The sequence below is a fragment of the Alloacidobacterium sp. genome (genome assembly GCF_035631355.1).
In the GTDB taxonomy this organism is placed as follows: Bacteria; Acidobacteriota; Terriglobia; order Terriglobales; family Acidobacteriaceae; genus Alloacidobacterium.
Map to the genome: position 1 here is coordinate 50,367 of NZ_DASQIX010000035.1, position 26,156 is coordinate 76,522.

25 protein-coding genes and 1 tRNA gene are annotated in these 26,156 nt (G+C 55.5%); 17 read left to right on the forward strand and 9 right to left on the reverse strand.

What is annotated here, in order from left to right:
* The first annotated feature begins 67 nt into the window (after positions 1-67).
* The gene (locus tag VEV40_RS06310; RefSeq protein WP_324830941.1) at positions 68-2,158 is read left to right on the forward strand and encodes a prolyl oligopeptidase family serine peptidase; all 2,091 of its coding nucleotides are present in this window, start codon (positions 68-70) and stop codon (positions 2,156-2,158) included.
* A complete protein-coding gene (locus VEV40_RS06315) occupies positions 2,145-3,122 on the forward strand; it encodes a nucleoside hydrolase (protein WP_324830942.1) in 978 nt (325 codons plus the stop codon). The genes VEV40_RS06310 and VEV40_RS06315 overlap by 14 nt, the downstream gene beginning before the upstream one ends.
* A gap of 4 nt (positions 3,123-3,126) precedes the next feature.
* On the opposite strand, the gene VEV40_RS06320 is transcribed toward VEV40_RS06315, so the two are convergent.
* Together VEV40_RS06320 and VEV40_RS06325 are read right to left on the reverse strand one after the other, a co-directional pair.
* Complete coding sequence (locus VEV40_RS06320; RefSeq protein WP_324830943.1) at positions 3,127-5,136, reverse strand: enterotoxin; 2,010 nt, start codon at positions 5,134-5,136, stop codon at positions 3,127-3,129.
* Positions 5,137-5,234: 98 nt separating this feature from the next.
* The gene (locus tag VEV40_RS06325) at positions 5,235-5,672 is read right to left on the reverse strand and encodes a cupin domain-containing protein (RefSeq protein WP_324830945.1); all 438 of its coding nucleotides are present in this window, start codon (positions 5,670-5,672) and stop codon (positions 5,235-5,237) included.
* A gap of 72 nt (positions 5,673-5,744) precedes the next feature.
* Between VEV40_RS06325 and VEV40_RS06330 the strand changes: the two genes are divergently transcribed.
* The 3 genes from VEV40_RS06330 to VEV40_RS06340 are packed head-to-tail and all read left to right on the forward strand — an operon-like array spanning position 5,745 to position 7,714.
* Positions 5,745-6,293, forward strand: a complete 549-nt coding sequence (locus VEV40_RS06330; protein ID WP_324830946.1) for a hypothetical protein — start codon at positions 5,745-5,747, stop codon at positions 6,291-6,293.
* A 38-nt stretch (positions 6,294-6,331) separates the two neighbouring features.
* Positions 6,332-7,495, forward strand: a complete 1,164-nt coding sequence (locus tag VEV40_RS06335) for a M24 family metallopeptidase (RefSeq protein WP_324830948.1) — start codon at positions 6,332-6,334, stop codon at positions 7,493-7,495.
* 48 nt (positions 7,496-7,543) lie between these two features.
* Complete coding sequence (locus VEV40_RS06340; protein WP_324830950.1) at positions 7,544-7,714, forward strand: hypothetical protein; 171 nt, start codon at positions 7,544-7,546, stop codon at positions 7,712-7,714.
* A gap of 7 nt (positions 7,715-7,721) precedes the next feature.
* On the opposite strand, the gene VEV40_RS06345 is transcribed toward VEV40_RS06340, so the two are convergent.
* Together VEV40_RS06345 and VEV40_RS06350 are read right to left on the reverse strand one after the other, a co-directional pair.
* Positions 7,722-8,036, reverse strand: a complete 315-nt coding sequence (locus VEV40_RS06345; RefSeq protein WP_324830952.1) for an antibiotic biosynthesis monooxygenase — start codon at positions 8,034-8,036, stop codon at positions 7,722-7,724.
* An 85-nt stretch (positions 8,037-8,121) separates the two neighbouring features.
* Positions 8,122-9,516 carry an acetyl ornithine aminotransferase family protein gene (locus VEV40_RS06350; protein WP_324830954.1) on the reverse strand — a complete coding sequence of 465 codons (1,395 nt, stop codon included), beginning with the start codon at positions 9,514-9,516 and terminating at the stop codon, positions 8,122-8,124.
* A 455-nt stretch (positions 9,517-9,971) separates the two neighbouring features.
* On the opposite strand from VEV40_RS06350, the gene VEV40_RS06355 reads away from it, so the two are divergent.
* The 10 genes from VEV40_RS06355 to VEV40_RS06400 all read left to right on the forward strand — a co-directional run bounded on the left by VEV40_RS06355 (position 9,972) and on the right by VEV40_RS06400 (position 19,986).
* Positions 9,972-10,106: a hypothetical protein gene (locus VEV40_RS06355; RefSeq protein WP_324830956.1), complete on the forward strand. Its 135-nt coding sequence runs from the start codon at positions 9,972-9,974 to the stop codon at positions 10,104-10,106.
* Positions 10,107-10,265: 159 nt separating this feature from the next.
* A complete protein-coding gene (locus tag VEV40_RS06360; RefSeq protein ID WP_324830958.1) occupies positions 10,266-11,528 on the forward strand; it encodes a GumC family protein in 1,263 nt (420 codons plus the stop codon).
* Between the two features lies 1 nt (position 11,529).
* The gene (rfbB, locus tag VEV40_RS06365; protein ID WP_414637816.1) at positions 11,530-12,618 is read left to right on the forward strand and encodes a dTDP-glucose 4,6-dehydratase; all 1,089 of its coding nucleotides are present in this window, start codon (positions 11,530-11,532) and stop codon (positions 12,616-12,618) included.
* Positions 12,615-13,505 (forward strand): glucose-1-phosphate thymidylyltransferase RfbA, encoded by an 891-nt coding sequence (rfbA, locus tag VEV40_RS06370; RefSeq protein WP_324830959.1) that lies wholly within the window; start codon positions 12,615-12,617, stop codon positions 13,503-13,505. The genes rfbB and rfbA overlap by 4 nt, the downstream gene beginning before the upstream one ends.
* 3 nt (positions 13,506-13,508) lie before the next feature.
* Positions 13,509-14,054: a dTDP-4-dehydrorhamnose 3,5-epimerase gene (gene rfbC / locus VEV40_RS06375; protein ID WP_324830960.1), complete on the forward strand. Its 546-nt coding sequence runs from the start codon at positions 13,509-13,511 to the stop codon at positions 14,052-14,054.
* Positions 14,051-14,953, forward strand: coding sequence for a dTDP-4-dehydrorhamnose reductase (rfbD, locus tag VEV40_RS06380; RefSeq protein ID WP_324830961.1), 903 nt, complete (start codon positions 14,051-14,053; stop codon positions 14,951-14,953). Before rfbC ends, rfbD begins: the two co-directional genes overlap by 4 nt.
* 561 nt (positions 14,954-15,514) lie before the next feature.
* Positions 15,515-15,736 (forward strand): DNA-directed RNA polymerase subunit omega, encoded by a 222-nt coding sequence (locus tag VEV40_RS06385; protein ID WP_324830962.1) that lies wholly within the window; start codon positions 15,515-15,517, stop codon positions 15,734-15,736.
* A 114-nt stretch (positions 15,737-15,850) separates the two neighbouring features.
* Positions 15,851-17,101, forward strand: a complete 1,251-nt coding sequence (gene rho / locus VEV40_RS06390; RefSeq protein WP_324830964.1) for a transcription termination factor Rho — start codon at positions 15,851-15,853, stop codon at positions 17,099-17,101.
* A 411-nt stretch (positions 17,102-17,512) separates the two neighbouring features.
* Positions 17,513-18,973 (forward strand): DUF3300 domain-containing protein, encoded by a 1,461-nt coding sequence (locus VEV40_RS06395; protein WP_324830965.1) that lies wholly within the window; start codon positions 17,513-17,515, stop codon positions 18,971-18,973.
* Positions 18,974-19,128: 155 nt separating this feature from the next.
* Complete coding sequence (locus VEV40_RS06400; RefSeq protein ID WP_324830966.1) at positions 19,129-19,986, forward strand: DUF2950 domain-containing protein; 858 nt, start codon at positions 19,129-19,131, stop codon at positions 19,984-19,986.
* Positions 19,987-19,992: 6 nt separating this feature from the next.
* Here VEV40_RS06400 and VEV40_RS06405 read toward each other — a convergent pair whose 3' ends face one another.
* Positions 19,993-20,340 carry a YciI family protein gene (locus VEV40_RS06405; RefSeq protein ID WP_324830967.1) on the reverse strand — a complete coding sequence of 116 codons (348 nt, stop codon included), beginning with the start codon at positions 20,338-20,340 and terminating at the stop codon, positions 19,993-19,995.
* Positions 20,341-20,354: 14 nt separating this feature from the next.
* Positions 20,355-20,882 (reverse strand): hypothetical protein, encoded by a 528-nt coding sequence (locus VEV40_RS06410; protein WP_324830969.1) that lies wholly within the window; start codon positions 20,880-20,882, stop codon positions 20,355-20,357.
* Between the two features lie 181 nt (positions 20,883-21,063).
* Between VEV40_RS06410 and VEV40_RS06415 the strand changes: the two genes are divergently transcribed.
* Positions 21,064-22,341 (forward strand): alanyl-tRNA editing protein, encoded by a 1,278-nt coding sequence (locus VEV40_RS06415; RefSeq protein WP_324830970.1) that lies wholly within the window; start codon positions 21,064-21,066, stop codon positions 22,339-22,341.
* Positions 22,342-22,401: 60 nt separating this feature from the next.
* Positions 22,402-22,477: transfer RNA gene (locus VEV40_RS06420), tRNA-Ala, on the forward strand.
* A 176-nt stretch (positions 22,478-22,653) separates the two neighbouring features.
* On the opposite strand, the gene VEV40_RS06425 is transcribed toward VEV40_RS06420, so the two are convergent.
* The 3 genes from VEV40_RS06425 to VEV40_RS06435 are packed head-to-tail and all read right to left on the reverse strand — an operon-like array spanning position 22,654 to position 25,955.
* Positions 22,654-23,559: a PP2C family protein-serine/threonine phosphatase gene (locus VEV40_RS06425; RefSeq protein ID WP_324830971.1), complete on the reverse strand. Its 906-nt coding sequence runs from the start codon at positions 23,557-23,559 to the stop codon at positions 22,654-22,656.
* Positions 23,560-23,578: 19 nt separating this feature from the next.
* Positions 23,579-24,301, reverse strand: a complete 723-nt coding sequence (locus VEV40_RS06430) for a response regulator transcription factor (protein ID WP_324830972.1) — start codon at positions 24,299-24,301, stop codon at positions 23,579-23,581.
* Positions 24,302-24,314: 13 nt separating this feature from the next.
* A complete protein-coding gene (locus VEV40_RS06435; protein WP_324830973.1) occupies positions 24,315-25,955 on the reverse strand; it encodes a HAMP domain-containing sensor histidine kinase in 1,641 nt (546 codons plus the stop codon).
* Positions 25,956-26,156 lie beyond the last annotated feature (201 nt).

Below are 26,156 nucleotides of genomic sequence, written 5' to 3' on the forward strand. Positions count from 1 at the left end.
TGGAAACGCGAGGATGCGGGTGGTATCGTCAACCATAAACTTTCTTAGCTGAAAAAGGTAGACGAGAGTGAAGAAGACTGTCTGCGTCCTGCTCTTTTTCTGCGCGTCGATTTGCATCGCGCAGAAACCGAAACCACCCATTACGCTTGATGAATTTATGAACACGACCGACATCCGCTCGGCGAAGCTGTCCCCCGACGGGCAGGCAGCAGTTATCTGGACATCATCGCCGGACTGGGAGCACGACCGTTTCCGCGACGACCTGTGGCTGTGGCAGCAAAAGACCGGCGCGACTGTACAGCTGACGCAGTCCGGGTACGACTCACAGCCCGCGTGGTCTCCGGATGGGAAATACGTTGCCTTTATCTCGTCGCGCGAATTGGGCGATGAAGACACTGATGCCAAAGACGATGACAAGGACAGCACGGAGCGTGTGTGGTTGATTTCCACCACCGGCGGCGAGGCATTTCCCCTGTATGAGGAGAAGCTCGACGCGCATACGTTTGCCTGGTCAGCGGATGGAACGAAAATATTCTTTGCAGTCGAGGAGCCGCTGACGAAAGCGCAAAAAGATGCACGCAAGGAGGAGTGGAAGGATGTGATCCGGTGGCGTGAGCAGGAGCGGGGGGACGTGCTGCTGGCGATTTCGCTGCAGGATGCGATTGCCGGAGCGCAGAAGATTCCAGGACCGAAGGTCGCAGCGAAGAAGGAGAAAGAGGATGATGATGACTCTGCGCTGCCGAAGGCCGCCAAAGTCCTGACGAAGAATGACCGGGAAATTTCCGAAATAGCGGTAGCATCGCAACAGATCGCATTCGAGACGGAATCGGTCTCGCATCGGATGGAGGGCACGGAAGCGAGCGAAATTTTTCTTGCGAGTCCGGACAGCGGCGAGGCGAAGCAATTGACGCACAATCAGGCTGTCGAAAGCGGCCTTCATTGGGGACCTGATGGTAAGCGGCTCTATTTCAATGTCCGCGCAGGTGCCGGCTCGCTTGAGGGTAAGTATCAGGATGTGCAGGGGCGCTTGTATGTGATCGATCCGACAAGCGGGAAGGTAGACAGACTGGGCGCGGACTTCAAAGGATCACTGGAAGAATTCACAATCAATAGCGATGGAAGCGTCATTGCTGAAGGGCTGACGGGCACACAGCAGCAGCTCTACAAAATTGACGGCAGCAGGGTGGAAGAACTGAGCGGAGTTTCCGGAACATATTCCGGCCTGGACGCGGCGAGGCAAGGGCACAGACTGATTGTGCTCCACTCGACCATCAACGATCCCACACAGGCATTTGTTGCCGATGCCGATAGTTCTTTAGGAAATGCGAAGGCTGTAACGAGCTTCAATCCAATCTTCCATGAGCGGGCGCCGCCTGAGTGGACGACATACAAGTGGAAGTCCGACGACGGCACAGAGATTGAAGGCGTGCTGATCTATCCTCCGGGCAAGAAAGGCGCAAAACACCTGCGCATGTTAACGCTGATTCACGGCGGCCCTGCGGATGCGGATGGCAACCGCTTTGGCGCGGACTGGTATGACTGGGCAACGCTGGCAGCGGCGAACGGATGGCTGGTCTTTCGTCCGAACTATCGCGGATCGAGCGGCTATGGTGACGAGTTCATGCTGCAGATCGAGCCGCATCTGGTTTCCGTCCCCGGCAGAGACATCCTTACGGGCGTGGATGCGCTGGTGAAGGACGGCATCGCCGACCCTGATCGCCTGACGATTGGCGGATACAGCTATGGCGGCTACATGACGAACTGGCTGATCACGCAGACGACGCGCTTCAAGGCGGCGGTGACCGGCGCGGGTGCCGTAGAGCATGCAGCCAACTGGGGCAATGACGATGAGACGTTCGACGACGCCTGGTATCTCGGCGGCACTCCCTGGGAGAACCCGAAGCTGTATCAGTCTGAAGCCGCGTTGTTCCAATTCAACAAGGTGAAGACGCCAACGCACCTTGTCGGCGGCAATGCCGATGTGCGCGTCAGCTTTCTTGAGGATGTGCTGATGGAACGGGCGTTTCAGCAGATTCACGTCCCGCATAGTTTTCTTGCGTTCCCGGGCGAGGGGCATGGCCTCGACAAAAACCCCTGGCATGGCTACATCAAGGTGCGCGAAGAGCTGAAGTGGCTGGAGAAGTATGTCAATCAGTAGGTGGTTGAAGGTATTCGCGGCGTGTTTTGTGGTTTGCATCGGCGCGTTCGCGCAGCAGCAGAAAGTCATCATTGACACAGACATCGGCGACGATATCGACGACGCTTTTGCCGTCAGTCTGGTGTTATCAAGTCCGGAGCTGAAGATTCTCGGTGTTACGTCGGCGTGGGGCGACACGGAGTTGCGTAGCCGCATGTTGGACCGCCTGCTGTGTGAGGCCGGACGGAGTGATATTCCTGTTACAACTGGAGTGAAAACGGCGAGTAAGACTACGTTTTCGCAGGAGGCATGGGCAAAGGCGGGTGAAACGCATACACATGCGGACGCGGTAGATTTTCTCCTTGGTCAGATTCGGAAAAATCCCGGTGAGATTACGCTGATCGCGATTGCGCCGCTTACGAACATCGGCGCGGCGATTGACCGCGACCCGGTGACCTTCAAAAAGCTGAAGCGCGTTGTGATGATGGGCGGATCGATCCGCCGTGGCTATGACGAATTCGGAGTTGTCGGCACTGCACCGCGTCCCGCGGATGCGGAGTACAACATCGCCATGGCTCCGGAAGCGGCGCAGAAGCTCATACAGTCAGGTGTACCAATCTACATGATGCCGCTCGATTCGACACAACTGAAATTCGATGAAGTGAAACGTGGGATGCTGACCACAGTGAGCACTCCACTTACCGATTCTTTGCAGGTGCTTACGGCGGAGTGGCAGAGAGCGACGCATCAGGCGACACCGACAATGTTCGATGTGATGGCTGCTGCGTACGCGATCAAGCCGGAACTGTGCCCCGCAACACCATTGCATATCGACGTGGATGACGAGGGTTTTACCCGTGAAGGTCCAGGCACAGCGAATGTGAATGTTTGTCTCAACTCTGATTCAGACCAGTTCTTTCAATTCCTGATGCCGCGATTGCTGGAGCAGAAGCTGCATGGAGCTTCCTCGTGTGTCGTAAAATAATATGTTACTTCGGGGTCACGTCGAGCGTTAACACTTCGAACGGAGCAAGCTGGAATTCATGCGGAAGATGCGCTTGCAGCTCGATGGCCGGCTTCCCTGCATCATCCTTCCACGGGCTTTTCGCCGTGTAGCTCTGCTGTGCGTCAGTTGGAAGCTCGAACGCGTCCTGAATGTCGATGTGAATGCTCTGCGGCTTGTCGCTGGGATTACGCAGCACGAGAATGCCTTTCTTCGGCGTCCATGAGGCCCATCCGTAAACTTCAAGCCATGCCGGGTCGCCGCCAATCCAGTGTGTATCTTTGAGCACATCGGCGTTGGCGCGCGACCACTTCGCCGCCTCGGCCAGGTCGTCCCAGTTTGCCTGCGTGAGCAAAGATGGCGTGATGTACATCTCCTGCAATTGGGTGCCGGTGCCGAAGTAGTCGTGAATTTCATTACGAAAGTCGTTGTCCGGGTCCTTGCTCAATTGCTTATGGTGCTGAGCGTAAATCAATCCATGCAGCATGAGCGAGTTGAGAGGATAGAGCGGACCTGCCTGTACTACTTTCTGATAGGTAATGGCATCGCGATAAGTGATCCAGCGCTCGCGATAGGGGCCAATTCCGGCCACATTGTCGTCATCGCCGCCACGCCAGATCGAATCGGCGTAGAGAAGCCAGAACGGCGATGGATACGTACCGGTGGTCAGATTGATGTAGATGTCCGGCTTGACCGCACGCAGTTCGCCAATGAGATGAATGGCCGCGGAGAAATCGCTGTCGAACGCGCTTCCGGAGAAGACGCTGTTGGCATTTCCTGTGCCATCGAACTTGAACTGATTAACGCCGTACTTGCTGACCATTTCCATGCAGACATCCCGGAAACGCGCGTAGTATTTGGGGCCAGAGAGAGCGAAACCGTTGTCAACAATCTCAAAGCCCTGCTGTCTGCCATACTGAATGCGCTCCTTCTTTGGGCCGTCATAACCGCCCCACGGCGACATCCAGATGCCGGGCTCTGCCCCGTATTTCTGAGCCGCTTCGCGCACCGGCGTGAAGCCGTTCGGGAAGCCTTTGTTGAAGCTCCACAAGGAGGCATGATCGTCCCAGCCGTCATCGAAGAGAAATGAATCCAGTGTGACGCCGCGCTTCTCATGCAGTTCGCGCCCGAAAGTATTGATGCGGTCGAGCGCGCCGTCTTGGTCATAGGGATTGAAGTAGCCGAGATCGTACCAGGAGTTGTAGTGCAGAAAGGTGCGATAGGGATGAGCACGCTCGCGCTCGATGTATCTCAGGAAATCGCGGCGAAGCTGCCCAGTCTGCACGACGCCAATGACAGATGAATATGTAACAGACTGCCCTGCTTTAAGCGGTAGATCACGGTCGATCCATGCGGTTGCGCGGTCGTTCGAGACTTTGCTGTCAGAGAGCGGATGCTCGAAGCCGAGGAAGAAATTGCCCTGAACAATGGGGGAGCCTTTGACCGAGCCGACCACCCGCGCGTCGGGTAGATTCAAGTCAATAAGCTGCACGTGGCTGATAGGCACGTCGTGCGCGCCCGCAGTCGCGGTAACGAACTGCCGAATGTAGTGCGAACCGTCGCGCAAAACAACCGACCACGTCAGGTGAAGATTGCCGTCGCTGCTTACAAGCGGCAGAGTGGATTGCTCGCCGGCGAGGCCATCGGAATAGCGCGATGCTCCTGAATCCGGCGTGAGGGCCTGCATTTGCGGCTTGCCGTCGATTTGCAGGTTACTGGTCTTATAAATGGTGCCGTCTTTGAGCAGGAGCGCGAACGGATCAGAAAGCAACAGCAGCGTCTTGTGCTCTTTGTCTGTGACTGTGACGGTGGCTAATCGGTTATCCGCCATTGTCCAGGCAGCTTCAATCGTATTGTTGTGCAGGACATAAGTATTTCCCCGGTTTGTAGCAAGTGCCTTGCCGGGATCCTGCGCTTTTACAATTGCGGTAAGGATAAAGGGCGAGAGAGTCAGCAAAAGCACGTGGCGTTTGAGTGCCGTCTTGATTTTCGTCATCGGGTTCAGGCCTATTTCAGACAGAAGGGAATTTGAGTGCTGCAACGAGAACTCCTTGCGATGCGAAGTCCTGATTGTAGCGTAATGAACGAACGCTTTTATGCCTCAGTTCCAATGGCCACGACGAAATACTGCGCCGCCTCGCTGCCCGTGTTGCGGACGCCGTGCTCCTCGCCCGAGTGAATGAAAGCAGCAGAGCCAGGGCCGATGGTTGTACTCTTGCCGCCGATCGTGACTTCAATTGTTCCCTTCGAGAGCAGAAAGAGTTCTTCATGCACATGGTGATGGGGTGGATGAGGCGCAGCGCCGGGGGCGAGCACGGTTTCGTGGACTTCAAGGTGTGCCCCGGAATTCGTGATCCCGTTAAGAATGGGACGCCCCGTGCTGCCGCCATTCGTGTGCGGCTTCATCTGGTCGAAAGGCAGGGCGAAAGATGGAATAGGCTGATTGGTCGTGGATTGCGCGAGACTATCCGCCGTAAGTGAGCCGATGATCAGGGGTAAGGTTTGGCACAAATTGCGTCGCGATATCTCCATGCTGCATCCTCCGGAAATGCTTCGACCAAACTAGCACCAGCGCAGGCATAAAATACAGCACAGGCAATTTTCATGTATCTGGAAGCAGACGTTAAAGAGCGGAAAGAAAAGATTGCGGTGGCGTTCGCTGGTGTGCGGACAGAATCGGATAGGACGCTGCTGGAACTGCTGGACGCCAGTCCAGTGTTGCTCATTTTCCTGCGGCACTTTGGATGCTCGTTCTGCCGGCAAGCCATCGATGATGTTTCGAAAGTTCACGGCGCGCTGACGGAACATGGCGTGCAGTCGGTGTTTGTCCATCTGGGAACGCCAGAAAGGGCAAAGCCCTACTTCGACTACTATGGTCTTTCCAGCGGGGAACGTATCAGCAATCCCGACGGCTCCTTCTATCGAAATCCTGTTTTTTCGCTGGCGCGTGTTTCCTTGCTGCGGACTGCTTTTCAACCCTCTGTTTGGAAAGCGTTGCTGCAGGGCGCGCTGGTCCGGCATGGCATCGGCTTACTGCGCGAGGATGCCTCCCAGATGCCGGGTGTGTTCTTTCTGAGGGACAGGGCAATTGTGCGCTCGTTCCGACATCGCACGATTGCGGACCGTCCTGACTATTTGCGTGTGATTGCCTGACTTTCGCGCCCCAATTCCGATAGACTTTTGCTTCGACCATGGACCTCTCAGAAATTCAATCCGCGCTACGCGATCTCAAGCTGGACGCATGGCTCTTTTACGACCACCATCACCGCGATCCTATAGCAGAGCGCATCCTCGGCCTCGACCCGCACGCGCATGTCACGCGCCGCTGGTATTACGTTGTTCCGGCGCAGGGCGAACCGCACAAGCTGGTGCATCGCATCGAGCAGGGCCGGTTGGATTCGCTCTCTGGTGCGAAGACGCAGTACTCCTCCTGGCAAGAATTGCAGGGTGGGCTGGAGACAATGCTTGCGCCCTATCACCGCATCGCCATGCAGTATTCGCCGGGGAATGCGATTATGTACGTCTCGATGGTCGACGCGGGAACGGTGGAACTGCTGCGCGAGATGGGCAAGATCATCGTAAGCTCTGCCGATCTTGTGAGCCAGTTTGAGGCGGTGCTTTCTCAAGAACAGATTGCCAGCCACTATGAGGCGCAGAAGGCGCTCGATGAGATTCTGGCGGAAGGATTTCGCGCCATTGAACGCAGACTGAAGAGTGGCGTAACTGAATACGAAATGATGACGTGGTTTCAGCAGGCCATCGAACGTGCGGGGATGGTGACGGAGAACGGCCCCAACGTTTCTGTGAATGAAAATTCTTCGGATTCTCACTACGAGCCGACCGCGTCGCGTTCGCGCCAGATCAAGAGCGGCGACTTTCTGCTGATTGACATCTGGTCGCGCATGAACAGACAAGGAACATGCTGGTACGACATTACCTGGACGGGCGTGGTGGGACGAGAACCTTCCGAGCGCGAGCAGCAGATATTTGCAACGGTAAAAAATGCGCGGGATGCGGCCATCCGGGCTGTGCAGGGCGCGTTTGCTCAGAAAGAAGCGATTGCAGGGTGGCAGGCCGATGATGCGGCCCGCAACGTTATTTGCGAGGCGGGATTCGCGGCGTATTTCACGCACCGGACTGGTCACAATATCGGAACCGAATTGCATGGCAATGGGGCGCATCTCGATAACCTGGAGACGCATGACGAGCGCCGGATTCTGCCATTCACCTGCTTCTCTGTGGAGCCGGGCATTTACTTGCCGGAATTTGGGGTCCGCAGCGAAATCAACATGATGACCTCGCGCGACAAGGCGGAAGTAACGGGGCGAATTCAACAGGAGCTGGTGCGGATTTAGAGCCAGGCACGACATCCTTTCGGCCTGCTGCATCAAAATAGAAATCAGGTGCGGGAGCATTCTTACATCATCTGGTTCGTGGGAGCGGTGGTATGGTGGATTGACGCCGCTCTGCATCTGCACGCCGGGTCGCTCGGGCATGCGCTTCTGGCGATTGCGATATCACTTTTGTTCCTGGCGGCGGGCGTACTTTTTCGAAGACAGGCGCTGCGAAAATAAAATGGCGTCAGTTCGGGGCTGCCTCAACGACAACCTCATAGACTGCAACGCGCTGGTCAAAGCGTGAAAGTAATTTCCTCCCCGCTTCGGGAATGATGATGTAGCCGTATTCCTCGCCCGCCGCGGCGCGCACCGATTCGAGTGAAGCAAAATGGGTAAGCGCGACGAATTCTACTTCCTGGAAAAGTTCGCGGCGCAGCAGCTTGCCGCCGAGGAATCCACGGACTTCATGAAGTTTTGGGAAGATTTCGGCGCGGATGAAGGCCTCATATGCGTCAGCGTTTTCAGGAGTGGTGTAGCCCTGCCATAGACGTGTAATCATGGCGACTTCTCCAGCGAGAAGGATGATGCAAACGGGCCTGAACCGAGAAAACAGCCAGAGACCCTGCGGTCTCTGGCTTCACATCTTACACGGCAGAACCAGCGAGCGCCCTCGATACATTCTGTTCACTTTCAAGTTGTGAAATGCACTCTTCCAGAATGTCGAGCGCAATGGCGGTTTCGTGCTCGTTTACGATGAGGGGCGGCGCAAGCCGAATGGATGTCTCGCCGCAGCCGAGAATCAGCAGTCCACGCTCAAAGGCCAATTCAACAATGCGGTCGCGCCATTGCCCGGCAACTTCGCGCGTGTTCTGGTCTTTGACGATCTCGATGCCGATCATCAGACCGCGTCCGCGTACGTCACCTACGACGGCATGTTTTGCCGGCCAGTCGCGCAGGCGACCGAAAATCTGCTTGCCGCTGTTCGCAGCGTTGACGATTCCTTCGCGCTCGAGAATGTTCATTGTAGCGAGAGCTGCTGCGATGGAAACAGGGTTTCCGCCGAAGGTCGAAGCGTGCGAGCCGGGTTTCCAGTCCATGATCTCGGCGCGCGTCATGCAGACGCCCAGGGGCATTCCGGAAGCGATGCCCTTTGCCATGCAGACGATATCGGGCTGCACGCCGGAGTGCTCGATGGCCCACCACTTGCCAGTGCGTCCAGCGCCTGACTGAACCTCGTCGGCAACCAGCAGAATGCCGTGCTTATCGCAAATGCGGCGCAGCTCCTGCAGGAAGATGCTCGGCGCAACGACGTATCCGCCTTCGCCCTGGATCGGTTCAACGAAGATCGCGGCCACTTCTTCCGGCGCGAGCGTTGTCTTGAAAAGCTTTTCTTCGATGTAGCGGGCGCAGCCGAGCGCGAATTGTTCTTCTTCCTGCGGACCGCCGCTGCAACCGCGATATGCATAGGGATAGCGCACATGGGTCACGCCGGGAACCAGCGGTGAGAAACGACGGCGCTGCTGCGGCTTCGACGCTGTAAGTGAAAGCGCGCCCATGGTGCGTCCGTGGAATGCGCCGAAAAAGGCGATCACGTTCTGGCGCTGCGTATGGTAGCGGGCGATTTTCAGCGCGCATTCAATGGCTTCCGCGCCCGAGTTGCCATAGTAAAAGCGATGCGGCCCTGGCATGGGAGCAATGGCCGAGAGGCGCTCAGACAGCGTAACCAGCGACTCGTAATAGAAATCTGTGCCGGAAATGTGAATCAGTTCAGCGGCCTGCTTTTGTATGGCGGCAACGACTTCCGGATGGCAATGGCCGGTCGAAGTGACCGCAATGCCGGCGGCAAAATCGAGGAACTCGTTGCCGTCAACGTCTTCCACGCGCACTCCGCGCCCGCGCTTCGCCACCATCGGATAGGAGCGCGTATAACTGGGCGAGATGAGGCGGTCGTCGTCCGCAACAATGCGCTTCGCATTCGGACCGGGAAGCGCGCTCTTGAGTTTCGGGCCAAATTTGCTCAGAATCTCTTTCGACTGCATATCTTTTATCCTTGTAGGGCCTTCAGCCTGGGTTTCGATTTCTGAACGCCGCGAAATGGGCGGCAAAACGGGCTGTGCTGGAGAAGTCTTTCTTCCGGCATGACACTGACGCGGCTGGCTTTAGATGGATTTTTGCCGGGAGCGCGGGTCGAGCGTCACGGGCAGCGGCGACTAATCGCTGCCGAAGAGACTAGGTCGCGTCCGGGTAGGCAGAACGCGGAGGTGCTTGCGGGGAGCAATGGCACGCGCAAAGGTCTGGCTCCAGAAGTGAAATCTGAAGGCTGGGCTCACAACGGTGATCTGCCTGTCGGTGCGCATGCTATCTCTGCGTGTCTTGAGGATAGCACGCATAGGATTAAGGCGGAAAGCAGAGTAACAGCCTGAATGAAGTCTGATGAAAATTCACGCAACCCCGCTGGCGCCCTTTGCGCTCATAATGGGTCAGGAGGCGAACTATGCCGAGTACTGTAGGTGCGCTTATTCTGTTTGCCGTTGTGTTCGTAGTCGCCATTCTCTGGGCCACGCGCGGCCATACCTCGGACGCCGATGGAAACGGCGATGTCACCGGCCACCCGGGGAAGATGTCTTAAGGTGCTGATTTCTCCGCGCATCGCTTTCGTCTAAGTTGTTGAGTGTGGTTAGTCGTATTGCGTGGAACGTGCTTGGGAAGAAACTGTCCTTGCGGGTAGAATCAAGCCATGGCCGATGTCGCGATTCCAGCGGCAAGGCCGAGGGTAGAAGCCCAGGGAATGAATATAACGACGACTGATGTTCGGCAGGTGGAATCAGAGCCGCTCCTCCCATCTGAGAGAGATCAGGTAGAGCAGAATGACGAAATATCGCTGCTTGATCTCTGCATTGTCATGGCCCGGCGGAAATGGCTGATCATAAAGATCACTGTGGGTTGTGGGTTAATTGCGCTGCTGATTTCACTATTGCTGCCCAAAAATTACACTGCAACCACGACGGTTTTGCCGCCACAACAGAATTCGTCGCTCAGCTCGGCAATCATGTCACAAATCGGGAGTCTTGGTTCGTTGGGCGCTCTGGCTGGGTCCACAATGGGGATAAAGAATCCGAACGACATGTATGTGGCGATGTTCAAGAGCCGCACAGTGGAAGACGCGATGATCCAGCGGTTCGGCTTGATGACGGAATACCGTCAGAAATACATGTCGACAGCGCGAAAAGCCTTTGAAAGCCATGCGACAGTGGAGGCCGGCACGAAGGACAACCTGATCCGCATTTCCGTAGAGGACAAAGACCCTAAACGCGCGGCGGAAATGGCCAATGCTTATGTGGACGAGTACCGTCAACTCTCACAACACCTTGCCATTGGCGAGGCAGGGCAGCGCAGGCTCTTTTTCGAGCAACAACTGGAGCAAGCCAAAAACAATCTGGGGAACGCGGAAGAAGCGCTGAAAACAACCGAGCAAAAGACAGGAATGATCGAGCTCAGCAGCCAGGCGCGCGCCCTGATTGAGTCTGCTGCCGCGCTCCGCGCACAGATTACAGCCAAGGAAGTGCAGCTCCAGGCTATGCGCACCTATGCGACTGGACAAAACTCCGATGTAGTGCAGGCGCAAGAGGAGCTGGACTCCATGCGCGCGCAATTAGCCAAGCTTGGTGGCAATGTCGATGACAATGGTGCTGGGTTAATCGTCCCCAAGGGGCAGGTCCCGCAGGCGGGGATTGAATATGTCCGCAAGCTGCGCGACGTAAAGTATTACGAAACGATCTTTGAGATCCTCGCGCGTCAATACGAACTTGCCAAGCTGGATGAAGCAAAAGAGGGGGCATTGATTCAAGTGGTGGACCCGGCGATCGTCCCGGATTACAAGTCCTCTCCCAAGCGCGGCCTGATTACTTTGATCGCGACTATCTTTGGATTGCTCATCGGTGTCTTTGCTGCTTTTCTCCAGGAGGGGATGGCGCGATTGCGGCAAGACCCGGAGCAAAGTCAGCGCCTGGCTATCCTTCGCAGAGCACTTTGGACCAAGAAAACAGCCTGAAATGATGAACAAAAACGATTCGATCCTGGTAACAGGCGGCGCCGGCTTTATCGGTTCTAATTTCGTACTTACGTGGCTTAAGGAAGCCGCTTCCACAGTCATCAATCTGGACAGCCTGACCTATGCTGGGAATCGCAACAACCTGATCTCTCTCGATGACGATCCTCGCCACATTTTCGTGCACGGCAGCATAGCAGATGATGTTCTGGTCGGCAGGCTTCTACGTGAGCATAAGCCAAGGGCCATCATCCACTTTGCCGCAGAAAGTCACGTGGACCGATCCATCGTCGAACCGGACGCTTTTATCAAGACGAACGTGTTCGGTACGTTTGCCCTGCTGCAAGCCGCGCGCGCATATTATGCAGGGCTGAACGCGGACGAAAAGAAAGCATTTCGCTTCCTGCACGTTTCCACGGACGAAGTCTACGGCTCGCTTGCGCCGGATGATCCCGCATTTTCCGAAACAACGCCGTATGCCCCGAATAGCCCGTATGCCGCGTCGAAGGCCGCCTCTGACCACCTGATCCGTGCGTATTTCCATACCTACGGTCTGCCAGTCCTCACGACGAATTGCTCGAACAACTATGGTCCATACCAATTTCCGGAAAAGCTGATCCCGCTCATGATTCTCAACAGCCTAAATGGCAAGCAATTGCCTGTTTATGGTGACGGGAAAAACGTTCGCGACTGGTTGTTTGTGGAGGAGCACTGTTCGGCAATCCGAGCAGTGCTTGAGCGCGGCAGGCTGGGTGAAACCTACAACATCGGCGGCTCCAGCGAGCGCAGGAACATTGATGTCGTGACCACCATTTGCGACCTTCTGGATGAGCTTGCGCCGAGCGCGGCCATCGGTCCGCGCAGAAAATTGATTTCCTATGTGACCGACCGTCCCGGCCACGACCGGCGCTATGCGATCAACGCAAGCAAGATCAAGCGGGAACTTGGATGGGAACCTGCGGAGCGGTTCGAATCCGGTATTCGCAAAACTGTGGAATGGTACCTCGCAAACCAGGACTGGGTCGAAAATGTGCGCTCCGGCGCTTACCTGCAATGGATTGAAACCAATTACTCGGAGCGTGTCGCACGATGAAGGGAATTGTGCTCGCAGGAGGATCGGGAACGCGCCTCTATCCGGTCACGCATGTCATCTCCAAGCAACTTCTGCCGGTGTATGACAAACCGATGATCTATTACCCGCTGACTACGCTTATGCTCGCGGGCATCCGGGAGATTCTGATCATCTCAACGCCGCAGGATACATCGCGCTTCGCAGACCTGTTGGGCAGCGGATCGCAATGGGGACTTCAGCTTTCCTATGCCGTGCAGCCCAGCCCTGACGGGCTGGCGCAGGCATTCATCATCGGCAAAGATTTCATCGGCGCTGACCCCTGCGCGCTGGTTCTGGGAGACAACATTTTTTACGGTCAATCGCTTTCTGCGCAATTGGTGAAAGCCGCGAACAAAACGAAGGGTGCGACGGTTTTTGCCTATCCCGTGCACGATCCGGAACGATATGGCGTCGTCGAATTTAATAAGCGGGGCCGCGCCATCAGCCTTGAGGAAAAGCCGCAGACTCCGAAGTCGCGTTACGCCGTGACTGGCCTTTATTTCTATGATAACGATGTAGTACACCTTGCTGCTGCGCTTAAGCCCTCGCCGCGTGGGGAGTTGGAAATTACGGATCTGAACCGCTGCTATCTCAGCAGAGGCACGCTCGATGTAGAGTTGATGAGCCGCGGAATGGCATGGCTTGATACGGGAACGCACGACTCCCTCTTCGAGGCTGGGCTTTTTATTCAGACCATTGAGCGGCGCCAGGGCCTGAAGATCGCCTGCCCAGAGGAAATCGCTTTTCGCTCCGGATACATTACGTCAGAGCAGCTTGAGGCGTTGGCGCAGCCAGTGCGTAAGAGCGGATACGGACAATATCTTATGTCACTCCTCAACGAACCCAATTTCCCTTCGGGCGGCGCCTAAAGCATGAACATCGTCGAAACGTCATTGACTGGGGTTCTTGTTCTTGAGCCGCGAATCTTCAGGGATGCGCGCGGCGCCTTCTGCGAGACCTACAACGAACGTCTGATGCAGCAGGCCGGACTGCCAACGCGCTGGGTGCAGGACAATTTTTCTATCTCAAAGAAGAACGTTGTGCGCGGTATCCACTACCAGATCAAAAACACGCAAGGAAAGCTGGTGCGCGTAACGCATGGCGCAGTGTGGGATGTCGCCATTGATCTACGCCGTACTTCATCGACCTTCGGCAAGCATTTCGGTGTGGAGCTTTCCGAGGAGAACGGGCGTATGTTCTGGATTCCAGAGGGTTTTGGACACGGCTTTGTCGCCTTGACTGAGACAGCCGGCTTTGCCTACAAAGTTACGGAGTACTATTCGCCCGTAGATGAGAGAACCTTGCTATGGAATGATCCAAGAACCGCAATTTCCTGGCCCGTTTCACTGCAGGAGGCCATTGTCTCTGAAAAAGACCAACAGGGGCGATTATTCGAAGAGGCTGAGTTATTCGCATGAGCCCGAGGCCAGTCATTCTGATTTTTGGCGCGAGTGGCCAGGTTGGGGTGGAATTGCAGCGCAGCTTTACCAATGCCGGGGAGGTGAGTGCGTTAGTCCGCAAATCGGCCGATTTTTCTCGTCCCGAAGATCTGCGCTCGATCATTTCCACAGTGAAGCCATCAATCATCCTGAATGCCGCCGCATATACGGCGGTTGACCGTGCCGAGTCTGAGCCTGAGTTGGCAATGACAATCAACTGCGATGCTCCCCGCGTGCTGGGAGAAGAGGCGGTGAAGCTCGATGCTCTCCTTGTGCATTATTCGACTGATTATGTCTTTGACGGGTCAAAGAAGTCTTCGTGGATCGAAGAAGACGGAACAAACCCGCTAAACACGTATGGACGGACAAAGCTGGCAGGCGAGCGCGCAGTTCAGGATGTGGGCGGCAAGTATCTGATCTTCCGTACCAGCTGGGTGTATGGGCCGCATGGACACAATTTCCTACTCACGATGCTGCGGCTGGGCCATGAACATGAGCAGTTAAAGATTGTAGACGACCAGTTTGGGGCGCCAACCTCGTCTCACGCCATTGCCGACGCAACTCGCGCTATTGTGGACAAAGCGCTGGCAAACGGATTTGAATCCGGCGTTTATCACATGACATGTGGCGGTGAGACGACCTGGTGCAGGTTTGCACATGAAATCTTCGCTGAGCATCATTGGCAGAAAGAGACGAAAGTACCGCAGGTTATCCCTATTTCTTCCAACGAATACTCAACACCAGCAATTCGACCTGCCAACTCTGTCCTTTGCAATGAAAAGCTGAAGTCAACCTTCGGGGTAGCCTTACCCAATTGGGAGTCCGCGCTGGGCAAAGTCATGAGCACTATGATGCCGAGAGGACCAAAGGGGCCGTAAAAATGGAGGAACTGATCGCAAGTCATTGAAATATATGGAGCTTGTTGATTTGCAGAGACGACAACCTAATCTTCAGCCTTAAAACATACAATTTATTGGACAAAATCTCCGCTGAATATATGAAAAAAAGTGTTGACCTTCGGGTGCATCACATTTAACTTCATAGGTGTCGATTTCGATGAAGAGGCTGCGGGAAAAGCCAGTTTAAATCTGATTCGCTCGTCTGCCGTAATCATTTTCATCCCAGATCCAAGTATGTATTGGTTTTGGCCCAGGCGGCTGGAAATGTTCTTTGTCGCTTGGCGAAACGACGTTGCTTAATTGGCTAATTCACGAAAGACCACCGGTGGAATCGATACACCGTGTGAAAAGCTAACAAATAAAAGAGCAAAAAAAATTGACCGAAGGCGCATGCAAATGCGTCTTAAGTAATGAAGTTTCCAAAGGAAGCGAAACGAAATTCAGCCCTTGCAGACAAAGGGTGTTTCGACTTGCCGACGATCCACTGCCGGATTTAAAGCGACGGGTCGTGGAATTGTCTGAATATGAAGGAGAAATACTATGCGTTCTGATCTGATCTTTGGGGCTCTGACCCACGTTTCCAATCGCTACCAGCTGTGCCAACTGGCTTCCAAAGCGACCCGTAAACTGCATAAGCCGAACACGCGCGTGCAGGACACCACCAATGATGTCATGGTTCGCTTCCGCCACCAGAACCCTGTAGCAGCAACTCCGCTTGTTGAGGAGAAGGCAAAGGTTGAACAGCAGCGCCGCGCAGCATAAGCGCGGCCTGCTGTGGCCTTCCTTTCCACCGTTTAACTGACGCATTCTGCCACATCAAGAGATTCCTTCCATTTAGAAACACCTCCCACAACAACCTACCCACCGCAGGTGACAATGACCATCTCCGAACTGAAAGAAAAAAACATCACAGAACTGAGCAAAATTGCGCGCCAGCTCGAAATTCCCGGGGCCAGCGGCCTCCGCAAGCAGGACCTTATCTTCAAGATTCTGCAGGCGCAAAGCGAAAAAGAAGGCCACATCTTCGCCGAAGGCGTGCTCGAAATCCTGCCTGACGGCTACGGCTTCCTGCGCTCGCCGGACTACAACTACCTACCCGGCCCGGATGACATTTACGTTTCACCGTCACAGATTCGCAAATTCGACCTCAAGACCGGCGACACCATCAGCGGCAACGTTCGCCCGCCACACGAAGGCGAGAAATACTTTGCGCTGGTCAAGATCGAGGCCATCAACTTCGAGTCGCCGGAAGAGACGCGCAACAAGATTCTTTTCGATAACCTCACGCCGCTTTACCCGCAGGAACGTCTGAAGAGCGAAACCGTCCGCGAGAACATCAGCGGCCGCGTCATGGACCTGCTCACGCCTGTCGGCAAAGGTCAGCGCGGATTGATCGTCGCCCCGCCACGTACCGGCAAGACCATGCTGCTGCAGGCCATCGCCAACTCGATTACCTCGAACCATCCTGAAGTCGTCCTCATCGTCCTGCTCATTGACGAGCGCCCGGAAGAAGTCACTGACATGCAGCGGTCCGTAAAGGGCGAAGTCATCAGCTCGACGTTCGACGAGCCGGCAGCCCGTCACGTCCAGGTGGCCGAAATGGTCATCGAGAAGGCGAAGCGGCTGGTCGAGCACAAGCGCGACGTAGTCATCCTGCTTGACTCCATCACGCGACTCGCCCGCGCCTACAACACTATCGTTCCGCCATCAGGCAAAGTCCTCTCGGGCGGCGTCGATTCCAACGCCCTGCAGCGGCCGAAGCGCTTCTTCGGCGCGGCCCGCAATATCGAAGAAGGCGGCTCGCTGACCATCATCGCAACCGCGCTCGTCGATACCGGCTCACGCATGGACGAAGTGATCTTTGAAGAATTCAAGGGAACGGGCAACATGGAAATCATCCTTGACCGCAAATTGGTAGACAAGCGTGTTTTTCCGGCCATCGACATCCTGCGCTCGGGCACGCGCAAGGAAGAACTGCTCATCCCTAAGGAAGACCTGAGCCGCATCTGGGTGCTGCGCAAAGTGCTTAACCCGCTGTCGCCGGTTGAAGCAATGGAGCTTCTCGTCGACAACCTGCGCAAGACCCGAAACAACAATGAGTTCCTGTTGAATATGAATTCGTTATAAGTTGTTTCTAATTCTGCGGTAGGATTTTCTGGCACAGTGCTATGCCGGAAGATTTGTAGAGAGGCATGGCGCGCGTTAACGCGCGCCTCTTTTCTTCCATAGACGATATAAGCGGATTAGGAATAGTGTAGCGACTATACCTGCAATTCCTTCCGCTGCGCTTCGCACGGGTCGGGATGACCATTCAGTATAAGTCGCACTAGTACCAAGGTTGGTCTAAGAACCAAACGCTCCTTATAGACAGTCTGTGAAATCGCAAATCTTAATCTGAACCTGTCACATTTGCCAGTTTTCAACCTGCCAGCATTCCTATTTCATGGTCTTGCAGGGGCGTAAAATTGCGCCGACTACCTCGGAATGCGAAAAACGCACTTTCCGATTCGCTGGTCGCCGTCAGGCAGGAGTTCATCCATGCCCACTTGGCAAGAGGCGTTGTCTATTCTTCTGTGTGCGAGTTTAACCATCAGCACCATCGGCCTGGACGGCTGCAATAAGCAGGGGTCTGCGCCGAATCAGTCTCAGCAGGGGCCGGCCGCTACGAATGCCACGCCGACCGCGGACCAGCTTTATCAGCTTGTCGCGCCGATTGCGCTCTTCCCCGATAATCTTCTGGCGCAGGTGTTGGCTGGTTCCACTTTCCCGGATCAGATTACGGCGGCATACCAGTGGCTTCAGCAGAACTCGAATCTCAAGGGCGAGCAGTTGATGCAGGCTGTCAACCAGCAGACCTGGGACGCGAGCGTCAAGGGCCTGACACAATTTCCCGACGTGCTGAAACAGATGTCTTCCAATCTGTCCTGGACATCGGCGCTCGGTGACGCATACGTGAACGTTCCGCAGAGCGTGATGAATGCCGTGCAGGTGATGCGCGAGCGCGCATACTCGGCCGGCAACCTGAAGAACACACCGCAACAGAACGTATCTGTTCAGAATCAAGCGCCCGGTGCTGCACCACCTCCACCAGAGGTAGCTTCAAGTGGGCCGCAAACCACTATCGTGCAGCCTCCAGCGCAAACGATTGTGATTCAGCCGTCTCAGCCGGATGTAGTCTACGTTCCGACTTACAATCCGACAGTCGTATATGGCGCGCCCGTTGCCGCGTATCCCGGCTATTCCACTGGCGATCTCGTAGCAACGAGCCTCATCTCCTTCGGCGTTGGCATGGCGGTTGGCGCAGCCATGAGCGGAGGATGCTGCGGATGGGGATATAACTCATGGGGATGCGGGTGGCATAACTCGACAGTGGTTTACAACCACAACACCTACATTTCCAATTCAAATACTTTCGTCAACCGCAATAACTACTACAACCGGAACAACATCAACAATGCGAACTTCAACCGCAACAACGTCAATCACAATAATTACCGCGCCAACAATTTCAACAGTAACGCTCGCAACTCGAACTTCAGTACTCCGACTTTCAACCAGAAATACGATCAGAAGCAGTTTCAGAACAATCGGAACAATCCTGGGCAAAACAACCGCCAGCAGTTGGGTGGCGCCAGCCAGCCAAGATTCGATCAGAATCAGAACCGAGCTGGTCTGAATGACGCGAATCGTGGCGGTCTGAATCAGCAAAACCGCCCGGGCACAAATCCCACGCAGAGCCGTGCGAACCTCAACCAAACTCAGAATCGGCCCAACTTCAACCAGCAGCAACGTGATCCGGCGCGCGGCTACGGGCAGCAAGCGGATCGGGGCACCAATACTGGCGCCTTCAGCAATTACAGCCCAGGAGGCAACGCCAGGACCAACAGCGCTCGCGGACAGCAGAGTCTGGCGGAAAATCGGTCTCCGCAGGGTGGAAACTTCGGCGGAAATCGCGGCAATGCCTCGCGCCCGCAACCTCACCGCGGAGGGCGCAGGTAGCTGACAGTTTCAAGCTAGTGTGATTTTGAACTTCAGTGCAGGAGACGGTTCTCATGCAGACTACGGAACAAATCCGAACTTCGTTTCTTTCTCGCGCTCGCGGGATCACATTAGATGTTGTTGTCTTGTGCTTTCTGTTGAGCGCCTGTTCGTGTTTGGCTCAACAAGGCAGCGAGAAAACCTTCGCAACACCAGGCGCGGCTGCTCTGGCTCTCTATAACTCCGCCAAATCCAATGATAACGGCGCATTGCATGAGATTCTTGGCTCGGGAACCGACGATATCATCCACACCGGAGACGAAGTTGCTGACAAAAATGCGCGGACAGACTTCATCCAGCGCTATGACCAGATGCACCGCGTCGTTATCGAGCCTGATCAGACCGCGACTCTCTACATTGGCGCAGAAAACTGGCCACTGCCTATTCCAATCGTTAAGAACAGCGGCGGCGCATGGTATTTCGATTCCGAGGCGGGCAAGAAGGAAATCCTGTATCGCCGAGTAGGCAGGAATGAGAACGACGCAATCGATACGCTGCATGGTCTGGTAGACGCGCAACATGACTATGCTTCCGAGCCGCGCGACGGCGACACAACGAAGCACTATGCGCTGAAGTTCCTGAGCGATGAAGGCAAGCACAACGGATTGTATTGGCAGTCCAGCGGCGCAGAAGGTCCGAGTCCAATCGGACCGCTGCTCGTGTCCGCAACCAACGAGGGTTACACTGTGCAGCAAGGCAAGCAAACGCCATACCACGGCTACTACTACCGCATTTTGACGAAGCAAGGACCTGCAGCCAAAGGCGGTGCGCGCGACTACATGGTGAACGGCAAGCTTACCCGCGGATTCGCCTTTGTGGCTTATCCCGCGCAATACCGCAACTCCGGGGTCATGACTTTCTGCGTGAACCAGGACGGGATTGTCTACCAAAAGGATCTTGGGCCGGACACAGCCAAGCTTGCCGCAGCCATGACGGAGTACAATCCGGACAAATCCTGGGAAAATGCTGATTGAGCTGCTTCAGTATTCGACCTTCACGCCGTCCAGCGCCGGCAGGAAACATGGGTGAAGTTCGGCCAGGAAGTGGCCGGATTCAATACCAGGATTGGCATCAGCAATTGCTGACGCCTCGTCGGCAGTGTCAGCTGCGAGAACCGCAATTCCGATGATGTCGCCGCGGTCAGTTACCGGACCGGCGAAGAGGATGCGGCGGGCCTCGGTTTCACTGCGCAGCCAGGCGAGATACTTCGGCATCAGGTCTTCATTGCCTTCAGTGATGTTCCAGCGTGGACCTTTTTTGAGCAGGCAGAGAAAATACGGCTTGAGGTTGCGGGGAACATCAGGACGTTTGGGGCTGGATGAGGACATGCCTCGATTATGGCTTAAGGCGTCTGTTGCAGTTGGCCGCCCTGAAACCTGGGAATACCGAAATGCCCGCGCAAGTGCAGCAGATCGAGTGGGCTGACTGTGCCATTGATAGCAATGAGATTGATGTTGGTAGGGCTGGCGAGCATGACGACTGCGCCTTCGACATTGGCATGTTCGAAACGTATCCAAACGTCAGTTCTGCCCAGATTGCTCGGGTCGTGGTTTGAGACCGAGGTGACAAGATGCTTCCATCCACGATCGCGGTACTGTTGGCGGACGGCCTCTAGACTGCCGGGATCGTAGAGGCCAGGCATAGAAAATTTGTAGCAGTGGACAGAGATGCCGTTGAGCTTGGCGACGACGCGGCGTGTGTCCTCGTCTTCGATGAAGTTGTTGGCCAGCGCCAACATGGAGCGGTCGAAGGTAAAGTCGGTACGGAAGGATGCGTGCTGGCCGACGGCGTCCATGTTGCGGGGAATCCAGTCGTCGCTCTGCTGCGCGCGGGCCGAAGCGCAGGTAAAGGCCAGGGCAAAAGCCAACACGTAGCTACAACGGCGGAAAAACATAGACTGCGTCCTGATTTATCAAACTCCGTTTTTCTAGAAAAGTCTCCACAAAAACCAAGATTTTTCACATAAAACGCTGTTCGGCAGATCGGCACCGTGGCGGGTTAGTCATAAATAATTCGTTAAACTATTTAATTGAGCGACTTGCATATTTAACATGACCGAACGGCTCTACTATTCCGATTCATTTTTGCGGAATTTTTCTTCCTGCGTGACCGATATCCGCGAGCTTTCACGCTCCGATGGGCAGTCTGTCTGGCAGGTGGCACTGGAGAGTACTGCCTTTTACCCAACCAGCGGCGGACAGCCGCATGACCTCGGTGTTCTGACTGCCATTTCCCGCAGTGGAGCGGTGCTGGAGGTTCCGGTGACGGCTGTCGAGGAAGACGAGAACGGCGAGGTGTGGCACCAGACGCTGAAGCCTCTTCTTGCCGGGACTGAGGTCAAGGGTGAGATTGACTGGCAGCGGCGGCTCGACCATATGCAGCAGCACTCCGGGCAGCATTTGCTCTCAGCGATCTTTGTGCAGCAATTGCAGGCTCCTACAGTGTCATTTCACTTGGGCGAGACATCATCGACAATCGATCTTGCCGTCAACTCGCTTGCTCAACACAGCCTGGAGCGCGTGGAGCGTATCGCAAATGAGCTGATTGCGGAAGACCGCGCGGTAACAGCGCGGAAGATTGATCGCAGTGAGGCTGAGGTATTGCTGGCTACTGGCGCGCTGCGCAAGCTGCCGGAACGCGATGGCGAAATACGACTGATCGAGATTGCCAATTGTGATTTGAACGCGTGCGGCGGCACACATGTCCGTTCGACCGGACAGATTGGCGGTCTGCTCGTTCGCGGAGTGGAACGCGTCCGGCAGGGTGTTCGTGTGGAGTTTACCTGCGGTCTTCGAGCGGTGGCTGCGGCGCGGCAGGATTTTTCAGTCCTTAGGCGCAGCGCTTCGTTTCTTTCGGCGCCGCGCTCTGAAGTGCCAGCAGGTATTGAGCGGTTGGTTGCGGATGCGAAAGCCAGCGCTAAAGAACTGCATAAGCTTCGGGAAGAGGCTGCGACTTATCACGCGGTCAAGCTGGCGGTGGAAGAGCAGATTGTCGATCATCTGCGGCTCGTGCGGCGCGTCTTCACAGACCGCGACACCGATTATGTGAAGCTGTTGGCGTCGCGCCTCGTAGCTTCTGTCCCGCAGACGGTGGCGCTGCTTGTGTCAGAACAGCAGGGGCTGGCTTTTGTGGTGCTGGCGCGCAGCGGCGATATGGAATTTCACGCCGGAAACCTGATGAAGGAAGCGCTTGCGGCCAGGGGCCTGCGCGGCGGCGGCTCGCCTGATCTGGCTCAGGGGCAGGTGCCTGCGGAGCAATCTGGCAGCCTGCTGGATGCGCTTGAAGCTGCTGTGCATAAAGCTGCTGCGCGAACATCCGAGATGGCGTGAGCGGCTTTGCGAATCCACGACGCGCTGTTAAACTTTAGGAAGTGGTTCCCGCCTGAAAAAGGGGCTATAGCTCAGCTGGGAGAGCGCCTCGTTCGCAACGAGGAGGTCGTCGGTTCGAGCCCGACTAGCTCCACCAAATCCGACCTTCTATTCATCATTCTTCCTGTTAAATTGGTGTGTCATCCTGGCCCGGAACTAGTGAAGGGAAGGATCTACGTTTCATCCCAAGATTGCCGCACTCAAAGATAAAACAGATCCTTCGCGTTGCTCAGGATGACAGCATCAATACTTGTACATCGCGCCGAATCAGGGTCAGGATGACAGTGTCAATGGTTGGGTATTGCGCTGGATCACCGTGAGACTGACGTCATCGCAGATGGGGCCGCCGTTGGCGAAGTCCTGCAGTGCCGCCAGCAACACCATCAGGGTGGCGCGAGGTGAGGGTTGCCGGGTTAGACGCAGAGTCTCCGCTAGGCGTTCCATGCCGAACTCTTCTCCGGCGGCATTGCGGCATTCGAGAACGCCGTCGGAATATGCGAGAAGCGTGTCGCCGGGCCCAAGAATCAACTCGGCGGAGCTGAACTTTGCGCTTTCGATCGCGCCAAGCAGCGGGCCGCCGGATTCGAGCAACTCTACCTGCCCATCGCCGCGCAGCAGGACTGGTGGGAAATGGCCGGCATTGCAGTAGGTGAGAGTGCCGCTCTCGCAATCAACCTGCGCCAGAAATACAGTGGCAAAGGGTGCGACTGGTCTCAAATAGCACAGGTGGCGATTCACTTCCGAAGCGATTTCCGCCGGATCGGAATCCGGATAGCCATAACTTTGCAACAGTCCAGCCAGGTTCGTGAACCACATCCCGGCTGGAATTCCTTTTCCGGCAATGTCTCCGTGCGCCGCAAGAACTCTGGAGCCATGCTGCAGGAACATGGTGAAGTCCCCGGAAAGAAAGCGCGCGGCAAAGACCTCGCTGGCGAATTGAAGGCAGCCGTGGCGCAGCTCGCGCGCGCCGCTCAGTTTGCGCTGGATTTGTCCGGCTTCAAACAACTGCGAATAAAGATCGAGCTTCTCCTGGCGGAGCGAATCCAGCTCGTTCTGAAGACGAATTTCCAACGGCTGCAATGGCGTTGAGGAGAAGTTGCGGTTTCGCCGGTTCTCGCTGACACTCCACCTCGCATCCATTTCCGGAAGCACTGTTTCTCCACTCAAAGTCCACCTCATTCCGGTGTTTGCTATTGCTCTAACCAACGAACCGGTAACCGGTTCCGTGTACGGTGAGGAAATACTGTGGTTGCTCAGGATCGGGCTCAAGTTTTTGACGCAGACGGACGAGATGCGTATCTACCGTTCGCGTGGTTGGGTAATTTTCGTATCCCCAGACTTCCTCGAGCAGGCGGTCCCGGCTCAGAGTTTCACCGGAATGACAGATGAAGTACTGCAGCAGCTCGAATTCTTTTGACGAGATGTCCAGGGCCTTGCCTGACTTAAGCACGCGGCGACGATGGAGGTCGACTTCCACATCGCCGAAAGAATGCTGTTCCTGCTGTTTGGGAACAGCGGCGCTGCGGCGCAGGATGGCTTTCACCCGGGCCAGCAGTTCGCGAATCGAGAACGGCTTGGTGACGTAATCGTCGGCGCCGAGTTCGAGGCCGACTACCTTGTCCACTTCCTGACCGCGGGCAGTCAGCATGATGATAGGAATGGATGCGCGTTTGGCACGAAGCTGGCGGCATACTTCCAGACCGCTCATACGCGGCATCATGACGTCGAGAACGACGAGATCCGGAGAGTCCTGCAACGCGCGCTCCAGTCCTTCGACGCCATCACGCGCGGTAAGGACTTCGTAGCCTTCAAACTCAAAGTTGTCGCGCAGGCCGGCCACCATGTTGGGCTCGTCCTCGACGACCAGAATCCGGGCCGGCTTGGATACGTCAGCCGTTTTTGTTTTCTCTTGTTGTTTCATATCAACACCCCATTCACTCCTGGCCGACCAGCGGCAAAGTGATAGTAAATTTGCTGCCTTTTCCAGGCACGCTTTCCACTGCTACTTCGCCACCGTGGGCCTTTACGATGTGTCCTACCAGCGAGAGCCCCAATCCACTGCCTTTGGTGTTATGCACCAGTGGGTCACCCACGCGGTAAAACTTCTCGAAAATTTTCAGATGATCTTTGGCCGGAATCCCAATTCCGTGGTCAACAACTTCAAGGTTGACGCCGTCGTTGTGGCGATAGAGCCGGACAAGGAGATATTTTTCGTTCGCCGAGTATTTCACCGCATTGTTCACTAGGTTCAGCAGGGAGCGGGCAATCGCCTCGCGGTCCACATACAGCAGCGGCACGTCGTCAATTTTCTGCTCGAACTGGAAGCCATTCTGCTCGATTTCAAAGCGGTAGGATTCGAGCGTGGTCCGCACCAGGTCGGCCACATTCGTTTCGCGGAAGGTGTATTCCTTCTTGCCAGATTCAATGCGGGAGAAATCGAGAATGTTGTTGATGAGCGAGGTCAGCCGCTCGCTTTCCTTGCGGATGATCTCATAATACTCCTGCTGTTTTCCTGTGTTGGAGATGCGTCCTAGCTCCAGTGTTTCGGCATAGAGGCGGATGAGCGCGAGCGGCGTGCGCAACTCGTGGGAGACATTGGAGACGAAATCAGATTTCAGCTTGGCTAGTGCCAGTTCGCGCGCGACGTTACGGTAGGTTAGAACCATTCCCGCGCCCATGAGCAGCGAGAGCGCGGCCAGAATGAGGAAGTTGGTCCGTATCCAGTGGGCGCTGATGTCGGCAATCGTGGTGCCGCGCAGCTTGATTCCGAGAATTAGGCCGGGAAAGACATTTTCAAATGGCCGCTCGACTTCAGGAGTTCCGCCGTCCCAGTAGGCAGAAGTTGCGAAGGGGTAATCGTCTTTCTCCGTATGGACCATGAACCCCTTCTGGGGATGAGACGTGTCGCCTTCACTCTGTTCGGGTAGCAGATCATTCAGCGCCTGCGGGAAGAACGTATTTTTCAGATAGTCCGTGTCGTAGATGAAGCCTGCAAGAGCAGGATCATCAGGCCCAGTGCTGCGGGGAAGAAAGAGCACCAGAGACTGATATTGCATCTTGTCGCCCCGGGTGACCGAATGGTCTGTCATATAAACATGTCTCCCGGTATGCGCCTCAATTTTTTTCAGCCTTGCTATGTAAGTCGGCGCCTCGATGTCCATCCAACTCATGAAATCCGAAGAGACCGCCTGGCTCTCAGCGCAGAACTGGCGATCGTGCATCCGACCCGGCTGAGACCGGAATTCAAGACTGCCTTTTCCCGTCCACAGGAATGCATATGGCATTTCAGGATGCGCGGTCAGGAATGAATCGATGTCCTCTGAGTTGTTGGCGCCTGGAAATTTTGCCGCGGCTTCTTCCGCCATGTCATAAGCACGCTGATCAATCTGCTTTTCGGCAATGGCCAGGACCTGCTGATACTCTCTTTCAATGGCGGCCTCAATCGCCTTGTCGCGCTGTATGGACCTGAGATGGATTACTCCGAACAGGATCAGGGCAGCAGCAGGCAGAATCACTGCCAGCATCAGGACAATGGTTCGCGGCCGCTCAGACCAGTCTCGAAAGTGCAGTTCCATAAGCGCTTTCTGAAAGATACCCCTGACAACTGGATTGGAGAATAGGACAGCAGACGGGGCGATTTGTCACAAACAAGCAACAAATTGCAAAAAGTTGTGAACTCAGGCCAGGTAAGGAGGATAGGATATTCTTGCTTGCGGGCAGCGAAGTGCATTTTGTCCGCTGACAAGGAGTATTGATGAGCTATTTACCGAAGGTTG